The sequence below is a fragment of the Shewanella sp. BJSY2023SW001 genome (assembly GCF_047314685.1).
Taxonomy (GTDB): Bacteria; Pseudomonadota; Gammaproteobacteria; order Enterobacterales; family Shewanellaceae; genus Shewanella; species Shewanella indica.
Map to the genome: position 1 here is coordinate 29,419 of NZ_JBKORF010000019.1, position 13,740 is coordinate 43,158.

The 13,740-nt window shown below is 52.3% G+C and carries 16 protein-coding genes and 1 pseudogene; 6 read left to right on the forward strand and 11 right to left on the reverse strand.

All coding sequences use genetic code 11. The annotated features are described in order from the left end of the window. Positions 1-2: 2 nt before the first annotated feature. The 11 genes and pseudogenes from ACMHXH_RS04230 to ACMHXH_RS04280 all read right to left on the reverse strand — a co-directional run. Positions 3-410, reverse strand: a pseudogene (locus ACMHXH_RS04230) (M24 family metallopeptidase); the annotation flags it as partial. Between the two features lie 250 nt (positions 411-660). Then, positions 661-1,512, reverse strand: coding sequence for a sulfurtransferase (locus ACMHXH_RS04235; RefSeq protein WP_144360779.1), 852 nt, complete (start codon positions 1,510-1,512; stop codon positions 661-663). Positions 1,513-1,661: 149 nt separating this feature from the next. Beyond that, positions 1,662-2,120, reverse strand: coding sequence for a hypothetical protein (locus tag ACMHXH_RS04240; RefSeq protein ID WP_039032841.1), 459 nt, complete (start codon positions 2,118-2,120; stop codon positions 1,662-1,664). A gap of 3 nt (positions 2,121-2,123) precedes the next feature. Further along, positions 2,124-2,915: a hypothetical protein gene (locus tag ACMHXH_RS04245; RefSeq protein ID WP_162206248.1), complete on the reverse strand. Its 792-nt coding sequence runs from the start codon at positions 2,913-2,915 to the stop codon at positions 2,124-2,126. A gap of 127 nt (positions 2,916-3,042) precedes the next feature. Next, positions 3,043-3,261, reverse strand: coding sequence for a DUF6500 family protein (locus tag ACMHXH_RS04250; protein ID WP_071475993.1), 219 nt, complete (start codon positions 3,259-3,261; stop codon positions 3,043-3,045). A gap of 32 nt (positions 3,262-3,293) precedes the next feature. Continuing rightward, positions 3,294-3,656: an MmcQ/YjbR family DNA-binding protein gene (locus tag ACMHXH_RS04255; RefSeq protein WP_071475992.1), complete on the reverse strand. Its 363-nt coding sequence runs from the start codon at positions 3,654-3,656 to the stop codon at positions 3,294-3,296. Positions 3,657-3,747: 91 nt separating this feature from the next. Continuing rightward, positions 3,748-4,164 (reverse strand): GNAT family N-acetyltransferase, encoded by a 417-nt coding sequence (locus ACMHXH_RS04260; RefSeq protein ID WP_162206247.1) that lies wholly within the window; start codon positions 4,162-4,164, stop codon positions 3,748-3,750. 58 nt (positions 4,165-4,222) lie between these two features. Further along, entirely contained in the window at positions 4,223-4,909 is a 687-nt protein-coding gene (locus ACMHXH_RS04265) for a hypothetical protein (protein WP_152608400.1), read from the reverse strand. 173 nt (positions 4,910-5,082) lie between these two features. Next, entirely contained in the window at positions 5,083-5,592 is a 510-nt protein-coding gene (locus ACMHXH_RS04270) for a M48 family metallopeptidase (protein ID WP_039032845.1), read from the reverse strand. Between the two features lie 4 nt (positions 5,593-5,596). Continuing rightward, on the reverse strand, positions 5,597-6,034 hold the full coding sequence (locus ACMHXH_RS04275) for a DUF3010 family protein (RefSeq protein ID WP_039032846.1): 438 nt from the start codon (positions 6,032-6,034) through the stop codon (positions 5,597-5,599). A gap of 47 nt (positions 6,035-6,081) precedes the next feature. After that, positions 6,082-7,437, reverse strand: coding sequence for a DEAD/DEAH box helicase (locus tag ACMHXH_RS04280; RefSeq protein WP_039032847.1), 1,356 nt, complete (start codon positions 7,435-7,437; stop codon positions 6,082-6,084). A gap of 231 nt (positions 7,438-7,668) precedes the next feature. Between ACMHXH_RS04280 and rssA the strand changes: the two genes are divergently transcribed. The 6 genes from rssA (at position 7,669) to ribA (ending at position 13,738) form a co-directional block, all read left to right on the forward strand. After that, complete coding sequence (rssA, locus tag ACMHXH_RS04285; protein WP_039032848.1) at positions 7,669-8,616, forward strand: patatin-like phospholipase RssA; 948 nt, start codon at positions 7,669-7,671, stop codon at positions 8,614-8,616. A 177-nt stretch (positions 8,617-8,793) separates the two neighbouring features. Beyond that, entirely contained in the window at positions 8,794-9,543 is a 750-nt protein-coding gene (locus ACMHXH_RS04290) for a hypothetical protein (RefSeq protein ID WP_335911972.1), read from the forward strand. A gap of 209 nt (positions 9,544-9,752) precedes the next feature. Further along, entirely contained in the window at positions 9,753-11,870 is a 2,118-nt protein-coding gene (gene nrdD, locus ACMHXH_RS04295) for an anaerobic ribonucleoside-triphosphate reductase (protein WP_039032850.1), read from the forward strand. Between the two features lie 100 nt (positions 11,871-11,970). After that, positions 11,971-12,444 (forward strand): anaerobic ribonucleoside-triphosphate reductase-activating protein, encoded by a 474-nt coding sequence (gene nrdG, locus ACMHXH_RS04300; RefSeq protein WP_144360858.1) that lies wholly within the window; start codon positions 11,971-11,973, stop codon positions 12,442-12,444. Positions 12,445-12,595: 151 nt separating this feature from the next. Continuing rightward, on the forward strand, positions 12,596-12,952 hold the full coding sequence (locus ACMHXH_RS04305) for a YibL family ribosome-associated protein (RefSeq protein ID WP_039032852.1): 357 nt from the start codon (positions 12,596-12,598) through the stop codon (positions 12,950-12,952). 168 nt (positions 12,953-13,120) lie between these two features. Then, positions 13,121-13,738, forward strand: a complete 618-nt coding sequence (gene ribA / locus ACMHXH_RS04310) for a GTP cyclohydrolase II (protein ID WP_039032853.1) — start codon at positions 13,121-13,123, stop codon at positions 13,736-13,738. The last annotated feature ends 2 nt before the right edge of the window (positions 13,739-13,740 follow it).

The following is a 13,740-nucleotide window of genomic DNA, read 5'->3' on the forward strand; positions in this document are numbered from 1 at the left end:
GTTCAGCGCTCTTCATCTCGGAGGGGCAGCACTTCATAGCCGGTATCTGTCACCAGTATGCTGTGCTCCCACTGGGCCGAGAGTTTTTTATCCCGGGTCACTACTGTCCAGCCATCTTTCTTGGTCTTTATTTTGGCGCCGCCCTGGTTGCTCATCGGCTCTATGGTAAACCACATACCGGCTCGCAGTTCCAGGCGTTTGGCCAAAGACGATGCCTGTGGCATCAGGTACATCTTGCTGGAGTCGGCAATAAAACCATCTTTTTCGAGGGTAATATCCAGATTGACAATATCGCTGGCCTTCAGCAACTGCTGCTCCGACTGAACCCCGTGACACACGACTTCATTGACCGAGCTGTTGAGCACATAGGCATAGCCGTATTGGCCCTTGCTGGCCGGGCGCGCCTTAAGGAAAGGGCTTAAGGCTTTCTTTAGACAAGCATAAGCAGCCTTGGCTCTCTTTGGGAGGGGGAAGCTGATGGGCGGGACAATGTTAACAAGCCTGCTTGGGGAAGCAGGCTTGAGATTGAGGGGGAAGGTGAAGCTAGAGAAGTGTTTGCTGCTCGCCTTCAGTTGGGCTGAAAGCGAGAGATGGTTTTTAACAGCCCTGATTTTTAACCGCCCTGATATTTAACCGCTTTGGTTTATAACGGCTTTGGTCTTAACTTGTTGCCAGCGGCAGATGGGCCTTGCTGCCCCAGTCGGCCCAGGAGCCATCGTAGAGTATCAGGGCATCGAGGCGTACCTGATAGGCCGCCAGGATCAAAATACAGGCGGTGATCCCTGAGCCGCAACTGAAGATCAAAGGTTTGCCGCTGCGTCTGGCGTCCATGGCACCCAGATGCAGAAAAATCTGCTCCAGTGTCGGCTGAGGTTTCAGGCTGTCGCCCTCCAGCACTTCGGCAAACGGCAGATTCACGGCGCCGGGAATATGGCCGCTGCGCACGCCTTCTCTGGGTTCGGGACTCTGGCCGAGAAAGCGTAAACTGGCCCTGGCATCCAGTATCATGGCCTGCTTGCCTGCCAAGGTATCCAATACCTGGGGGGCGTTACAGACCTTTTCCGCTTGATATTGCCCACAGGCGTTACCGCGCTGAAACTCGGTCGCCGGCTTGTCGGCACAGGGGCGCTGCTCTTTGAGCCATTTGGGCAGACCGCCGTCGAGAACAAACACCTGCTCAAACCCCATGACCTTGAAACACCACCAGCCGCGGGGTGATGAGTAGATACCCTGGTTGTCATAGATGACGACAGTGCTGTCCTGGTCGATGCCGAGCCGCTGCACCAGCTCGGTAAACTGGGCCTGACTCGGCAGGGCGTGTAACTCGCTGGACTGCAGATCTGTGCACTCCCGCTCCAGATCCAGCCGCCGGGCACCGGCAATAAAGCAGGGCTCATCGTAGACTATCGGCTCGCGGCCTATCACCTTGTCCATGCTGGCATCCAAAATGACCAACTTGGGATCAGAAAGATGAGCGGCCAACCACTCGCTGCTTACCAGTGCAGATTGCATCTCGACTCCTTAAAGCTCGGTAATGGCACCAAGCAATGAAACTTGGCCCAAATTACTGGAGCGCTACGGATTTCTCAAGCGGTTACTTTATCAATGGCTAGGTATCTGATGGTTTTATCGCCGTTATGCCGGCATAGACGGTTATGGATTCAGTCTCTGAACTCTTCGTCATAGGCCAGGCCGCTGACATCGGCCAGTTCTTTACCCAGCTCCTGCATGGCGGCCTTGCCCTTACGTCTCAGCAACGTCACTCTCTGACCATCCTTGAGCATCAAGATCAAGTCCCAGTATCTGGGCTCGCCGAAGTGAGGGCAGAGGCAAAATCCGCTGATTTCGGCCAGTGGCACCTTGAGTTGCCCTATGGGGTAGATACTGCGAATGCTGTGCTCCAGCACACAGGTATTTTTGTCTATCAAGATTTTATGGCGACAGAACAGCGCGTGCCAGCCGAGTGTTGCCCCCATGGCCCAACCGAGCAGCAATTCAGGGTTAAGCCCGAAATACACCTGTGCCAGAGTCAGCGCCGCCAGCGGCAGGCCGATTAACCAGGTCCAGCGGCCAAACACCAACTCGGCCCTTTGTGAGGAATACTTGTTCCAGTGCGCCATGGCTCAGCTCCCTAAGCGTGTCATCAGCAGTCCGAGCAGGGCAAAAAGCGGCAGCGGCAGTGCCAGTTTCCACATCAGGTGTTGCTCCCAAATGGGCCGGTACTGACTGCTGGATTGGCCAGTTTGAGTCGCGGCTTTCAGAGGCTTGGTTTCGGTATGGGGGGATTTTGCGGTCTGGCTCTCGGCCTCCGGCGCCGAGTTGCTTGGAGCTGTGTCAAAGGGCACGGCTTTCAACTCGGGCCAGGCAGTGACTTTTTCATAGACTTCAAGTTCATAGACTTCAAGTTCATTGACTGCAAGCGGGCCGGCGCAGCCGCGCAAAAAGCCTATCAATGCCAGTGCTTCAGCCATATCTGTCAGGGTGTGGCGCTGTCCGAGCAGCACCAGCTGTACCCCATTTGGCGTTTGCGCCAGTGGGGTAATATGAATAGAGAGTTGACTGTAGGGCAGGGTTTTGCGGGGCTTGGCTTTTATACGCCACCAGCCGGTGTATTCTTGAATCTCAGCGCTTTTAGGGTCAAACAGCCAACGCCTTCTTACCCCCAAACAGCCAATTGCCAGGGTTAACAACAGCAAGGCCGAGACGGCATGAAATACCTGTGATTTACCTGTCAGCACCACAGCCATTAAACTTGAGGCCGACAGGGGAACCAGCATGATAAAGCCCCAGATTGTAGCCAGGGTTTGCTGTCTGCCAATAAAGTAGGCTCGCCCATGGGCATCCAGCTTTAAGTGCCAACGAGCGCCGCGGGGCAGAGCGCGATATTTTTTGTTTAACTCATCTTCCTTGGACATCAATCAGTTACCCTTTTGAGGTATCAAGCGACAGATGCAAAATAGGGAAGGGCTTACCCATGGCATCGAGTGCCGAGCGGGAGATCTGTTTAAAGCCTCTATGCCGGTAGGATCCTGTCACCATAGGTTATTGCCCGGCTTGCACCATTTGCAGAATTTTGTGGGCCTTCTCAAAGTGATCCAGTTTGTGGGTCTGGATCCACCAGCTAGCGGCCTCCATGAGCAACTCGGGATCATCATTCTTGTTGGCAAAGAAGGCATAGAAGGAGACGCCAACATTCTCGCCCTTCTGGGCGATTTTTTGCTGGCAGACATGGATAACTTTTTGTCGCAGGCTGGCACGCATCTTGATTGTTCCCTCAATCTGAAAAGTCATTTTTAGGTGTTTTGCTGTTGCAACTGGGCTTGTTGCGCCTGGGTCAGTTTACTGACAACCAGAGCGTAGGATGCCTCAATCAGGTCACGGAGCATATCCTCGCTGACCTCACCATTCAAGGTTAGCGTGAACCAATGCTGCTTATTCATGTAATAGCCGGGCACTATCGCCTCAAAGCTATCGATCAGTGCCTGTACGTCGGCAGGTTTGGCCTTGAGTGTCACCCTAGGGGGCGTTTCCTGCTCGGCCAGCAGGGCAAACATCTTACCCATGACTTTATAGACTCTGGCTTCAGGACCAAAAGGATAGTCGGCAGTGGCGTTGGGGCATTGCTGTAACAGTTTCTTGAGTAGTGTCAGTGTCATGGCGTTCTCAGTCATTTGGGGGGAGGAGCATGATAATACCGGCTTCAGTCGACGTTTTGTTGAAGGGGAAGGGCATGTCGCAGCCTGGCCTTCAGCCATTGAAGCGTTTACACATAAAATACCTGTCCGGGCTGCCGGGAATTCCACTGACCGAGCCGACAACTTCAAACCCTTGTTTGGCATAAAATGCCGGCGCCTGAAACGACAAAGTGTCGAGCTGCGCAGCCAGGCACCCCCGTTTGATTGCCTCTTGCTCGCACAGAGCCATTAAGCGGCTGCCAAGACCTGAACCTCTATGCTCCTTCGCGACCCAAACCACCTCAATCAGCAACTGGCGATAGATGCTGCGGCCACTCACGCCACCAATGAGTTGCCCCTCGGAATCGCGGGCGATGGCGGCCAGGGGTTGACTGCTTTCGTTTATATAGCTGTGATTATAGGTTCTGAGTTTGTCGATAAGCTCATTTTGCAGGTCGTCATCAACTTGCTGTAAAAGGTCAATCTGCATACCGATTTCCTTGAGTTGTTATTGGTTGTTTTGGATTCAGTCTTAATTAAATCCGGGGTCAAGGCTGTTGCTCAAGGTTGAGTGTCGCGTTATCTATCAAAGTCAGATATCCCTGATCTTCGGTCAGTTTGATCAAAACCGACAAGGTAATTTCCTTCACTGGCTTGCTCATCTCATCAAGACCTGCATCAATAGAAAAGCTATATTGGGTAGGTGTCTCGGTATTTATCAATGTTTGTACTTGCTGGAAGCTGTTTATTGCCGTATCAGTGAGTGCCAATTGATAATGATTTTGTGCGGGACTGCTGCTGAAAAGGCCCTCATTTTGGGGGATAACTTGAATAGACTCCAATTTGAGTGGGAAACTATACCGGGATACTCCCTGGCTGGTATCCAGTTCCAGGGTCAGTTCAGTGGCATCAATCTTGAGTTTACCCGGTTCATCGATGAGGATCTGCGATCTGATAACTCGCGGGTTTAATTCGGCAAAATCCTGCTCATCGAAAGAACTCAGGCTGAGCATGGTGCCGAGTGGTATATTGGCACAAGCGTTAATAAAAAATATTACCCCAAGGACTGTTAAACTCCTTCTTATCATAATTATTATTCCCTTTAATACGATATTTATAATGATTTTTTGATGTTGGCACCGCGTCCATCTTTTATTAGTGCGTCGCTCAGTTAGCCATAAAAATGATAGCTTGCCAAGCTTCTTTATCAGCAGGTAAGCCGGTTTTATAGACATCAAAATAAATAGTTAAATTCGAAGGAATTCGAAGCAGAGTAACCCTTGCTTCGTCAATCAGTGTGACTTTCCGCTATAGGTATTTGCTTTGTCATAGCGTCACTATCACTAGCATGAACAAGGAACGACAGCTCTGGGAATTAACTGCTATTGTTTGAGGAGCAGGAGGGGATTCAAGCCGGATAAGGGTCTTGATTGGCGTCCAGAAGACTGAGGTAAAGTCTCAATTCAAATTCCAACTGATGATAGTCCGGCTCCATATAGGTGCACAGCTTGTAGAAGGCTTTGTTGTGCTCTTTTTCCTTCAGATGCGCCAGTTCATGTACCACCAATATCCGCAAGAAGGCTTCGGGTGCCCGTTTCAGCCGGGAGGAGATACGGATTTCATTCTTGGTCTTGAGTTTGTGCCCTTGCTTTCGGGCGGCGTAGGTATGCAGCCCCAGCGCCTGATGGCTGAGGCTGATTTTGTCGTCAAAACACACTTTGGCAAGCGGGTTTGATTGACGCAGATAAGTTTGCTTCAGCGCTTGGGTATAGTCCCAAAGCGCTTTATCACTGCGGATCTGGTGTAACTCAGGATGACGTTTTCGCAGGTATTCAGCCAGTTTGCCCGCTTGGCTAAGCTGCTGAACCTGTTGCTTTATCTCGTCGCTGTAGTGGGCCAGATAATCAAAACCGCTCAAGGGCTCAGACCTTCTTGTAGATCCGCATCTGCTGGAAGGCGTAAGCGGCTTCAAAGGCATTCTCCTGGAACTTTTTCAGTTCCAGGCCGCTGAAGTCCACTTGTGGTGGATTGCGTTTCAGCTGCTCTTTAATGCTTTGAGGTGTCAGCATTGTTACCGGTAACTTACCCAGTTGAATGGCCGCCTCGAACTTGAAGCTGACAGAGCTGCCGGCCAGCTTACCCTTGTATTCGCGCTCAATAATCACGACGTGTTCGACCTGATAGTCTTCCATCAGCTTATTGAAGGCGAATTGGAATTCTCTAATTGCTTCCTGGCTGGCAGGGTTGCTCAAGGTAAATGAGTGACGGCGGCAATCAGGAACGTTGAATACGTCCCCCTGGGCGCTCAGTAAACAGATGACGGCTTCGCCGCCTTTTAATTCAACCGCACAAACTTTCATGGTATTCCTTGTAGTTCATCATGCCGCACCGGCGGCTAATGTTAATCTTATGATTCGGAGTCGCTTTCATTGCCGTTATTTACTGGAGCGGGTTTACGCCTCATCGGGGCATCGCCCACATCCACCCCGGTAATAAAGCGCTTGTCTCTGCCTGACTTGGCCTTGCCCGGTTTAGCCGCTGTTTTGCTGCGGCCCTTGGGTTTGCTGGCTTTGGTATTCTTTGGTTTGCTGCTCTGGCGTTTGGGATCGGCCAGGCCACTGAATTTGGGTTCGAGCCCCTCCAGGGAACTGAACTCGAAGCGGCGACCGAGAAAGCTCTGCACCTTCTTGAAGTTGAACCAGTCCTTGGGGCCCACCAGAGACAGGGCGTCGCCCTTGGCGCCGGCGCGGCCGGTACGGCCGATACGGTGGACATATTCTTCGGCAAACTTGGGCATGTCGAAGTTGACCACCAAGGAGACGTTCACCAGATCCAGACCGCGGGAGGCCACGTCGGTTGTCACCAGAATTTGCTGCTGGCCGCGGCTGAACTGATCCATTATCTGGTTACGGGCACTTTGGCGCAGTTCACCACTGAGCGCCACCGCGCTGTAGCCTTGTTGCTTGAGCTTTTCGGCTAATCTGTCGGTATCCTGGCGGGTAGCGGTGAATATGATCACCTGACGCTGTTGTTCGCGCTTTAGCAGTTCAATCAGCAGCGTCTCTTTATGATCCAGATGGTCACAGAGGAAAATCCGCTGGTGTATGTCCTGATGCTCGGCATTGGCGGCGCCAATGGCCACATGTTGCGGGTCATTGAGCAAGGTGGCGGCGATATCATTGACCTCTTCATGTTCCAAAGTGGCCGAAAACATCAGGGTTTGCCGCCGTCTATGGTTGGCGGCGTCGTTGATTGCCTTGAGTTGTGGTGCAAAGCCGAGATCCAGCATGCGGTCGGCTTCGTCAAGAATAAGCAGTTCCAGCCCTTCCAGATACAGATGGCGTTGTGACAGGTGATCGGCAATCCGCCCCGGGGTGGCGACGATAAAATGCGGATCCCGCGCCAGCGCCTTGGCCTGATCGTTGAAATTTTCCCCGCCAAGCACACTGATGGCCCGGTACTGGGTATTGGCAACCAGTAGACGCAACTGAGCGTAGACCTGGTTGGCCAGCTCACGGGTCGGCAGGAGTATCAGTACCCTGGGATCGCGCTTGCTGAGCGCCTTGGTGGAGATCACCCTTTGCATCGCCGGCAGCAAAAAGGCCAAGGTTTTCCCCGAGCCCGTCTTGGATGAGGCCATCAGGTCTTTCCCGGCCAGCGCCACGGGAATCGCTTCACGCTGAATCTCTGTGGGCTCATCGATACCCATATGTTTAAGGGTTTGCAGCAGACGCTGATCCAGCGAAAAATCGGAAAAATGCAAAGGTGAAACTCCTCAATAAAAACGACCGCATATTATAACGGCTTTTACGCTGTGGGGCATGTATTTAGTCAATAGAGTGTCGAAATGGTTGCTGACTGGTTTTAAAATGTCTTGAGTTAACCACAACAGGCTCCAGGGATAAAATCTGGAGCAGCTCCGGCTTCGGGTGTATGCTGCTTTGGCTGATTGAGCTTAGGCTGCGTGATTGGTAGAAAATATTAAGGAGAGAGGATGGCGCAGAGTCATGAACCCTGTATCGGAGTTGCTCTTGGAAGCGGCGCCGCCAAAGGATGGGCCCATATAGGTGTACTCAAAGGCTTGGCAGCAATGGGAGTAAAGCCAGATAAGGTGGCCGGTTCATCTATAGGTGCCCTGGTCGGTGCGGCTTATGCCAATGAGCGCCTCGAAGAGCTGGAAGACTGGGTGCGCAGTTTTTCCAGCTGGGATGTGTTGGGGTTGATGGATATTAGTTGGGGTAAGGGCGGACTCATCAGTGGTGATAAGGTATTCAGTGCCATTCAAGATCGCATCGGTGATCTCCTGATTGAAGAACTTAAGTATCCTTTTACTGCTGTATCAACCGACCTCTACTCAGGGCAGGAGATCTGGTTCCGTCAGGGGGATTTACGCCAAGCCGTCAGAGCTTCCTGTTCCATGCCGGGGATCATGTCGCCAGTGCGTCAGGGGCATCGCTGGCTGGTGGATGGCGCTGTGGTGAATCCCATTCCTGTGTCTGTGGCCAGAGCTATGGGCGCGAGTTTGGTGATAGGCGTCGATTTGCATGGTCATAGGCGCGAGCAACTGCAAGTGTTGCCGGTGGCGCTTAATAGCGAAGAACCTTCATTGCAGAGCAAAGTGGCGGAACACTCCTCTGAGAGTGGTTTTATGGATCTGTTGGCCAAGGGCAAGGATTATATTTCCGGCCTGACCGACAAGTTCTCTCTTGGCAATAAGGCTGAACCCGGTATGTTGGCTGTGATGTCACAGTCGATGGATATTCTGGAGCAGCGCCACAAGCGCGCGCGTTTAATGGGAGATCCACCGGATATCTGTATTGTACCTAAGGTGTCGGATATAGGCACTATGGAGTTCCACCGTGCCAGTGAAGCCATTGCCGCCGGTGAGAAGGCGGTGCAGCAGGCCTCGCATCTGATTGATGCGGCGTTGGGGCGTCTCTGAAGCAGGCGCTTTTTATTAATGCTTGGTGTGGGCACATTTTCTGCGGTGTGGGCACACTTTCTGCATAGTTCAGCACATCATTAGCATCAAGGCGCTCAAAGGGCGTTTTTCTGACATTTCTCAAGCAATTTTGTCTTAAAAACAACCAATAGAACGTCGATATGACGGAAAACTGACATGCAGCCAATCCATTCTTCTGTGGATCCCAGATTGTCCGGGGTCGATGCCTATGGCGTCAACAATCGTTTGACCAGCGGCAGCGGCCTCTCGGTTGTCGACACTGAAACTGTCAGTGACAACAAAAGCAAGGGCTCAACCTCGGCAAATATAGGGCAGGACAGCATATCCCTCTCCAACGATGGCAAAAGAGCCGCACGGGTGCAGGAGTTGGCCAAGGAGTTTTTCGGCTCAGGCCAGTTCAGCAGTGCCGATTTGCCCAAGCTGTTGGCGCGCCTCGGCGAGGAAGGGCTGTTGTCTGAAAGTCAGATGGTCAAATTGCAGGGCAATGGCCTGATGGGAGTTGATACCAAGGATAACGTCAGCCTCAAGGAGTTTATTCAAGGCCAGATTGGTTTGCTCAGACAACAGGCCAGCCAAAGCCCTTTGCTCAATGCACTTGAGGGAGCGGACAGTCTTATGGGCAATATGGGGATGATGTATACCCCATCGAGCTCTTTGGCGGCCAACAAGGTGGCGGCTCAGTTGGATGCCGTGCTCAAGGGCGAAAACCAAACTGCCAAGAGCGCAGAGAGCGGCAATGGCAGCAGCAAGCTAGCGGCCAAGGTCGACTCCGCACTGCAAGAGCCGCAACTGTTATCCCGGCTCAGTGGTGTCAGCGCGCTGATGCGCACCGCTGCAGCCATGGGCAGCCAGCAGCAGGGCAGTGGGCAAATCAACAGTTATCTGGCCTTGGTAAAGAGGTACTGACTAGCGGCCGTTTGGAGCCCGGTCAAGGGAAAAATCTCCACAAGTTGTGCTCGTCGGCACTAATCCCATAGTGTTGTTCATCCTCTTCAATACCATGATCCAGATCATGGTATTGAAGAGCGATTTGTCGCTTAATCTCCACATATAGTGCTTGGTTAATAAAACACCACTATATATGGTGTTAAATAAACAACATGGAGATTAAAGAAATGCCGGTAGTGATTAAGCGGGACGGGTGCCGTACTCAGTTCGACGAAACAAGGATAAGGGATGCGGTGCTGGCGGCCTCTAGCCACTGCGGTATAGAAGATGCGGACTATGCGGCCACAGTTGCAGCTTTGGTCACCCAGGCGGTAACCGACAAGGCCGAGGTCAATATCCAGGAGTTGCAGGACAGGGTAGAAAATCTATTGATGGAAGGGCCGTACAAGCAAGTGGCCCGTAGCTACATAGAATATCGTCATGACAGAGATATCTGCCGTGAATCCAGCAGCCGCCTGAATCTGGAGATCCGCGGCCTGGTCGAGCAGAGTAACGCGACCTTGCTCAACGAAAATGCCAATAAAGATTCCAAGGTGATCCCCACCCAGAGGGATCTCCTGGCCGGTATTGTCGCCAAACATTATGCTAAACATCATATCCTGCCCAAGGATGTGGTTGCCGCCCATGAGGCCGGTGAGATCCACTATCACGATCTCGACTATTCACCTTTCTTCCCTATGTTCAACTGTATGCTGATCGATCTCGGTGGCATGTTGACCCAAGGGTTCAAGATGGGCAATGCCGAGATTGAAACGCCAAAATCCATCTCGACTGCCACTGCAGTTACCGCGCAGATCATCGCCCAGGTCGCCAGCCATATTTATGGCGGCACCACAATCAACCGCATAGATGAAGTGTTGGCCCCCTTTGTGGCCAAGAGCTACGACAAGCATTATCAAACGGCGCTCAAGTGGGGGATTACCGATGCCAAGGCGTTTGCCACAGAGCAGACCAAGAAAGAGTGTCACGACGCCTTCCAGTCGCTGGAATATGAGGTCAATACCCTGCATACCGCTAATGGTCAGACGCCTTTTGTTACCTTCGGTTTTGGTTTGGGTACCAGCTGGGAGTCACGGCTGATCCAAGAGTCTATTTTGCGGATCCGTATGGAAGGCCTTGGCAAGAACCGTAAAACAGCGGTTTTCCCCAAGTTGGTGTTTGCCATTCGTGATGGTATTAACCACAAGGCCGGCGACTGCAACTACGATATCAAGCAGTTGGCGCTCGAATGTGCCAGCATCCGCATGTATCCGGATATTCTTAACTATGAGCAGGTGGTCAAGGTTACTGGCTCATTCAAGACTCCTATGGGTTGCCGCAGTTTCCTTGGCACCTATGAGGAAAACGGCGAGCTGCTGCATGAAGGTCGCAACAACTTAGGCGTCGTCAGCCTGAACCTGCCGAGGGTGGCGCTGGAGGCCAAGGGCGATGAAGCCGAGTTTTATCGCATTTTGGATCAAAGGCTGGAGATGGCCCGCAAGGCATTGGATACCCGCATCGAACGCCTGGCCAACGTCAAGGCCAGAGTGGCGCCCATTCTCTATATGGAAGGGGCTTGCGGCGTGCGCCTGCGCGGTGATGACAACATTGCCGAAATCTTCAAAAATGGCCGAGCTTCCATCTCTCTGGGCTACATTGGCCTGCATGAGACAATCAATGCGCTTTATGGCACAGACACTCATGTGTTTGACGATGAAGCATTGAGGCAGAAAGCGGTTGCCATAGTGGCTCACCTCAAGGCGGCCACTGTGCGTTGGAAAGAGGAAACCGGTTATGGTTTCAGCCTCTACAGCACACCGAGTGAGAGCCTGTGCAGCCGATTTGCCAAGCTGGATGTCAAGCGTTTTGGCCTGGTTGATGGTGTCACCGATAAGGGCTATTACACCAATAGTTTCCACCTGGATGTAGAGAAGAAGGTGAACCCTTACGACAAACTCGATTTTGAACAGCCGTATCCTGAGCTCGCCAATGGGGGGTTCATCTGCTATGGCGAATACCCGAATATGCAGCACAACCTGGAAGCGCTTGAGAATGTCTGGGATTACAGCTATAGCCGGGTGCCTTACTATGGAACCAACACACCGATAGATGAGTGTTACGACTGTGGCTTTACTGGTGAGTTTATCTGTACCAGCAAGGGCTTTACCTGCCCCAAATGCGGTAATCATGAGCCCAGTCGGGTGTCTGTGACCCGCAGGGTTTGTGGGTATCTTGGCAGCCCGGATGCCAGACCCTTTAACCACGGTAAGCAGGAAGAGGTCAAGCGTCGGGTTAAGCACCTCTAACGAAAGGAAGATGTAAAACAGTACTCTGTGTACTTACGCTTGCATTTTTGCCCCTTTCCCTAAATAAAGGCGCCCCTTGGGGCGCCTTGTGGATATAGCTATGAACTATCATCAGTATTACCCCGTGGATGTGGTCAATGGACCGGGCACCCGGGTAACCCTGTTTGTCTCCGGTTGTGAACATCAGTGCCGGGGTTGTTATAACCAGTCAACCTGGGATCCCCGCTCCGGGCATCCTTTTGACCAGGCGATGTCTGACAGGATTATTGCCGATCTCAATGACAGCCGGATCCCGAGAAGGGGCCTGTCACTCTCCGGCGGTGACCCACTGTATCCGGGCAATCTTGACGCCATCAAGGCCTTGCTGTTGCGGGTGCGCGACGAATGCCCGGGAAAGGATGTCTGGCTCTGGACTGGTTATCGTCTCGATGAGCTCAGTCCTGCGCAGCGGGAATTGCTCGGGCTTATTCATGTGTTGGTGGATGGTAAATTTGTGCAGGAGCAAGCGGACCCCTCATTGAAGTTTCGCGGTTCGGCCAATCAGGTGATACACCTGCTCAAAGCCCCTCAATAAGTACAAAAGTGAAAACTGGTTAACACAATTGCTTTTCCCTGCTAAAAAACCCCGTCACCTGAGCTTGAGTTGCTGTTATACTTCTGTCCGGCACATTTACGGCAACCAGGCCGTCCATTCTCAGGGTGCCGGGATTTTGTAAGGTAACAGAATGAATTTGAAGCAGGAGCTGCAACAGCTCAACGATAAGCTGGATCAGTATCGCCGTAAATTGGCCGCCGCAGAGCAACGTGGCGATGGTCCTATCATTGCCCAGTTTCAGCGGGAAATCGCCGCCGTCAGTAAGCGGATTGCAGCCATCAAGGGGCAGCAGAGTCGTCAGCTTGGCAAACAGGGGCAGTCTATTCGCGATCTGCCGTTTAGCCGTGCACTCACCAAGGCCGAACAGGCCGATATGGGCAAGCTCAAAAAGTCGGTTCGGGGGTTGGTCGTTGTGCATCCCATGACAGCGCTGGGCAGAGAAATGGGCATTACTGCCGTTACCGGGTTTGCACCCAAGGCATTTTAACTGCCGCCGTGACAGCAAATAATAACCAATGAATTCACTTGGGTATTTCGGTCGGTGGTAAAAACGCATAAAATGACCGGCCTGAGTACTGAGCGCGCTTCACTATTATCTTGATTTTGAAGGATGTTAACCGTCTCAGGGAATGAGAGCAGTCGTTAAGGTTAATTCATGTCTATTAAATTTATCGCCACCGCCAAATTGCCAACCCCTTGGGGGGTGTTTGCCATGCATGGTTTCGAGGATACCGAAACCGGTAAAGAGCATGTGGCGCTGACTTTTGGTGAGCTCCAAGCCGATAAACCCATGCTGGGACGGATCCATTCGGAATGTCTCACCGGAGATGCCCTGTTCAGCCTGCGCTGTGACTGCGGCTTTCAACTGCAGACCGCGATGCAAAATGTCGCTGAAGCCGGTCAGGGCTTTATTCTCTACCTACGTCAGGAAGGTCGTGGCATTGGGCTGTTGAACAAAATTCGAGCCTACGAGTTGCAGGACGATGGCGCCAATACAGTGGAAGCCAACGAGCGCCTGGGCTTTCCGGCCGATATGCGCAAGTACGATATGATTGCGCCCATGCTGGAAAAAATCGGTGTTCACAAGGTTAGGTTGATGACCAATAATCCGCGCAAGGTGCAGGCGATGAAAGATATCGGCATTGAAGTCGTCGAGCGGGTACCGCTGCAGGTTGGCAAAAACCGTTACAACGAAGCCTACCTCAAGACCAAGTCTACTGAGCTTGGCCATATGATGTCTGAGTATCATTTCACCGAAGGTCATCAGGACTGAGT